The 4,558-nt window shown below is 71.7% G+C and carries 3 protein-coding genes and 1 pseudogene; 3 read left to right on the top strand and 1 reads right to left on the bottom strand.

Features of this window, described 5'->3' with window-relative positions:
• The first annotated feature begins 27 nt into the window (after positions 1-27).
• Positions 28-1,464: a DUF5129 domain-containing protein gene (locus tag G6028_RS15965; RefSeq protein ID WP_182659456.1), complete on the top strand. Its 1,437-nt coding sequence runs from the start codon at positions 28-30 to the stop codon at positions 1,462-1,464.
• A 16-nt stretch (positions 1,465-1,480) separates the two neighbouring features.
• Here the strand turns inward: G6028_RS15965 and G6028_RS15960 are convergent, their stop codons facing one another.
• Positions 1,481-2,215 carry a peptidylprolyl isomerase gene (locus tag G6028_RS15960; protein ID WP_179524230.1) on the bottom strand — a complete coding sequence of 245 codons (735 nt, stop codon included), beginning with the start codon at positions 2,213-2,215 and terminating at the stop codon, positions 1,481-1,483.
• A 122-nt stretch (positions 2,216-2,337) separates the two neighbouring features.
• On the opposite strand from G6028_RS15960, the gene G6028_RS15955 reads away from it, so the two are divergent.
• Complete coding sequence (locus G6028_RS15955; protein WP_241730825.1) at positions 2,338-4,344, top strand: glycosyltransferase; 2,007 nt, start codon at positions 2,338-2,340, stop codon at positions 4,342-4,344.
• Positions 4,328-4,558, top strand: a pseudogene (locus G6028_RS17795) (phosphatase PAP2 family protein); the annotation flags it as partial. The gene G6028_RS15955 and the pseudogene G6028_RS17795, both read left to right, overlap by 17 nt.

Genomic DNA, 4,558 nt, shown 5'->3' with positions numbered 1-4,558 from the left:
GACATGCGCCGCACCTAGAGTGAACGCATGACCAGCTCGGTGTCCCGCCCCCTCCGCCTCCTGCTCGTGGTGCTGTCCGGCGCCGCGGCCCTGCTGCTGATGCTGCTCCCGCTCGCCCCGGCAGGCGCCCAGGCTCCGGCACCCGCCCCCGCCCCCGCGCAGGACTCGACGGTCGGCGTCGGTATCACGGACCGGGCCGGTGTGCTCTCGGCCGGTGACCAGGATCTCCTGCGTACCGAGACGGCGCGCATCCCGTTCCCGCCGCAGGTGCAGCGGGTCGAGTACCTGGTCTTCGACGACGGGAACGAGAACCTCAACGACACCACCGAGCGCTTCGCCCAGGCCGAGCGGCCGGAGCTGGTGTCGGAGGATCGCGAGAAGTGGGCGCCCGGAACGCTGATCGTGGCCAATGACGTGGAGTCGCGGCAGGTCGGCATCTACTGCGGCGACGACGTCTGCGTGGCACTCGACCTCTTCGAGGGCCGGCACCTCGACGGCTCGCTGGAGGCGATGAAGGACCCGATGCGGCGCGAGAACCACGCGGTGGGCCTGCTCTCGGGTGCGCAGGCGGCGGCCGACCCCACGGTCCTGGCACCGGAACCCGAGGGCATGCCGTCCTGGCTGCCGTGGGCCCTCGGCGGCGCGGGGGTCGTCGGCGCGGGCGCGATCGGTGCCGGCGTCGCGGCGAGCCGCAAGAAGAAGGCGACGACGGCGAGGGAACGCTACGACCGGGTCTCCCGCGAGTACGGGCGGGTCGCGGGGGAGCTCACCGGGCTGGACATCCGCGCCAACTCGCTCACCTCCCCGCTGGCCGACGACGAACTGCGCTCGCAGTGGGAGGACGTGCGGGACCGCTTCCTCGCGCTGGACACCGTCATGGGACGGATCGGGGACCTGCGGCCGGAGTCGACCGATGCCGAGTTCCGCGAGAAGGCCGACGACATCGAGACAGCGCACACCACTGTCGATCAGATGGAGGCGGCGGAGGAGAACATCGACCAGCTCTTCCGCATGGAACAGGGTGACGCCGACGTGCGCCGCCGCCAGCTCGGGGAACTGCACGAAGACATGCTGGCCGCCGCGCTGGGGACGGAGGACGAGCGTCTCGCCGCCGAGGCCAAGGCCCTCGACGCGCGGGCGGACGAGCTCTCCCGGGACACGCAGGCGACCGACTTCATGGACCGCTACGCGCGACTGGTGGTGGACTACCGGCTCGTGGTGGAGGCCATCCGGGCCCGCGAGATGGCGGATGTCGAGGCAGCGGACGACGCGGGTGACCGCCACGCGCCGAGGCTGTACGACCGGGACTGGCGCGCCGGCTACGGCTACAACGGCTTCGTGCCGTTCTACGTGGTCTCGAGCTGGCACGCCCACGACGTGCAGGCGGCCCAGGCGGCGAGTTCCACCAACACGAGCTACTCCAACGCCTCGTTCTCCGGTGGCGGCGGGTCGAGCGGGTACTAGACCCCCGGCGCCCGCCTCAGCCCTCGACGATCTCGACCGACTCGATCGTGTGCACGGTCCGCGGCGCGCCCTGCGGGCTGCCGTCGTCCTCGATCGCCGTGACGGCGTCCATCCCGTCGGTGACGGTGCCGAAGAGGCTGTAGGCCGGCGGCAGGGAGACGCCGGAGTCGCCGGTGACGATGAAGAACTGGGAGCCGTTGGTGTCCGGGCCGGCGTTGGCCATGGCCATGGACCCGATCTCGTACTCGCCCTCGGCGGGGAGCTCGTCGGAGAACTGGTAGCCCGGTCCGCCGCTGCCGGTGCCCTGCGGGTCGCCGCCCTGGATCATGAAGCCGGGGATCACCCGGTGGAAGGTGATGCCCTCGTAGTACTTGTGGCGGGCCAGGAAGACGAAGTTGTTCACCGTCTCCGGCGCCTTGTCCTCGAGCAGGTCCACGGTCACCACGCCGGCGTCGGTGGTGATCACGGCGGAGTAGTCGACCCCGGGGGTCAGGCACATCGGCGGGGCGGAGTCGAACGAGGTGATGCGCTCGTCGGTGCCCTCGGCGGGCGGGCACTCGACCGCGTCGGCCGTTCCTCCGTCGGACGCCTCGGCCCCGGTCTGCGTCCCCGCGGTCGTGCCGGTGGCCGCGTCCTCGGCGGGTGAGTCGTCGGTGCCGCACCCGGCGAGCGCCAGGGGCACCGACAGGGCGAGGATGCCCAGGGCGGTGCGGAGGGTCGGACGGGGCCGGGCTGTGGCGGAGAGCTGCATGAGACAAACCTACGTGGCGCGTCCACGCCGCTGAACCCCCGGTTCCGCGTGGTGGGAGGGATCGCCCCGGCCCGCCGGGTACGATCGACCCGGCTTTCGACTAGGGACGGGGACTCATCCATATGCACCACCACGGCCACCACGAACTGGTCGACGAGGTCGAGCGGTCGGTCGCCGGTCTCGCGGACCCGATCGGCCGGGAGTGCCTCCAGCGGGTCATCCTGCCCCGGGCCGGCGAGCCGCTGGACGTGAGATCGCTCTACCTCGCCGAGGCCCCCACCAACGCCCGCCGCGCCCACTCCGCCGGCCGCACCACCCTGAGCGTCGGCGCGGATTCCGAGGTCTCCTTCGCCACCTACTTCAACGCCTTCGCGGCGGCGTACTGGCGTCGTTGGACGATCCTCGGTGAGGTGGTCCTGCGGCTGACGATCCGCGGCGCCGGCCGTGTGGACCTCTACCGGTCCAAGATCGACGGCTCGCGCATCGCGATCACCGGGGACGTCGTGGGCGAGCCGGGCGAGTCGGGGGCGGACCGGGTCACGACGGTCGAGTTCGTCTGCGACCTGGGCCCGTTCGAGGACGGCGGGTGGATCTGGTTCGACCTCACCTCCGACACGGACGTCGAGGTGCTCGCCGGTGGGTGGTACTCGGCCGTGGACGCGCCGGCCACCCGCCCGGACGCGGGCCCGGACGGCACCCCCGATCCGTCGGTGCAGGTGCCCAACGACCGCCGGGTGACCGTCGGTATCCCGACCTTCAACCGCCCCGGGGACGCGGTCGCGGCGCTGCGGGCGCTCACCTCCGACCCCGAGGTGGACGCGGTCCTGGACGCGGTGCTCATGCCGGACCAGGGCGACCGCAAGGTGCGTGACGAGCCCGGGTTCGCGGAGGCCGCCGAGTACCTCGGCGAGCGCCTGCGGATCTTCGATCAGCCCAACCTGGGTGGCTCTGGTGGGTACAGCCGCATCATGTACGAGGCCCGGCGGCTCACCGATTCGCCGTACATCCTGTACATGGACGACGACATCGAGATCGAGCCCGACTCGATCCTGCGGGCGCTGGCCTTCGCCCGCTTCTCGCGCGTGCCGATGCTGGTCGGCGGCCAGATGCTCAACCTCCAGGAGCGCAGCCACCTCCACACCATGGGCGAGGTGGTGGGGGCGCACGACTTCATGTGGACCGCCGCCCCGCACGCGGACTACGACTACGACTTCTCCCGGTACCCCCTCACCGACCGGGAGAACCCCAAGGAACTGCACCGCCGGATCGACGTGGACTACAACGGCTGGTGGATGTGCCTGATCCCGCGGGTGGTCGCGGAGAAGATCGGGCAGCCCCTGCCGCTGTTCATCAAGTGGGACGACGCGGAGTACGGGCTTCGGGCGCGCCGCGCCGGCCACCCCACGGTGTCCATGCCGGGTGTGGCGATCTGGCATATGGCGTGGTCGGACAAGGACGACGCGATCGACTGGCAGGCCTACTTCCACCTGCGCAACCGACTGGTGGTGGCGTCGCTGTACCACGACGGCGACCACAAGGGGATCATGCAGTCCAGCCTCAAGGCGCTGGTCAAGCACCTGGTGTGCCTCGAGTACTCGACTGTGGCCATCCAGATCGAGGCCATCCGCGACTTCCTGCGCGGACCGGAGGCGCTCTACGAACTGCTGCCGACGGCCCTGCCCAAGGTCCGGGCGATGCGCGCGCAGTTCCCCGACGCCGTGGTCATCCCCTCGGCCGTGGACCTGCCCGCGCCCTCCGGCGGCCCGGCGGGGATCCACTCCGAACCCCGGGGCCCGGTCCGCAAGGCGCTCGCCCTGGCAAAGGGCCTCTCGCACACCCTCAGCCGGGACGACAAGGCGCACCACGAGGTGCCGCAGGCCAACTTCCCGCCCGTGGAGGCGCGCTGGTACTCGCTGAGCCGGGTCGACGGCGCCACCGTCACCACCGCCGACGGGCGCGGGGTGGTCTACCGCAAGCGCGACCGTGAGCAGGCCGGATCCCTGTTCGCCGAGTCGGTGGCCGTGCACAGGGAGCTCTTCCGCCGGTTCCCGGAGATGCGGCGCCGCTACCGTGATGCGCACACCGAACTCGTCACCAAGGAGGCCTGGAGCCGTGTCTTCGACGCCTGAGACCGCACCCGGGCCGGCCGGCCCCGACCACGCCGGCACGGGGCCGACGGTGGAGATCCCCGTCCCGACCGGTGAGGTCCGGTTGCTGGCCGGGATCCAGCGCCGGCTCCTCGCGGTGCCCGGATCGCGTGAGGCCGCCGTGACGCTCTCGCACGTCGGGGAGCACGCGCTGGGCTGGATGGCGATCTCGGCGGTCGGCGTGGTGGCCGACCCC

Origin of the sequence: Dietzia cercidiphylli (assembly GCF_014145145.1) — a bacterium.
Classification (GTDB): Bacteria; Actinomycetota; Actinomycetes; order Mycobacteriales; family Mycobacteriaceae; genus Dietzia; species Dietzia natronolimnaea.
The sequence above is the reverse complement of the archived record's forward strand: the minus strand, read 5'-3'. Positions and strand labels throughout refer to the sequence as shown.

What these genes read in the sequence shown, in the direction of transcription:
- G6028_RS15965 (WP_182659456.1), top strand. Translation starts at nt 28, where the DNA reads ATGACCAGCTCGGTGTCCCGCCCCCTCCGCCTCCTGCTCGTGGTGCTG.
- G6028_RS15955 (WP_241730825.1), top strand. Translation starts at nt 2,338, where the DNA reads ATGCACCACCACGGCCACCACGAACTGGTCGACGAGGTCGAGCGGTCG.
- G6028_RS15960 (WP_179524230.1), bottom strand. Translation starts at nt 2,215, where the DNA reads ATGCAGCTCTCCGCCACAGCCCGGCCCCGTCCGACCCTCCGCACCGCC.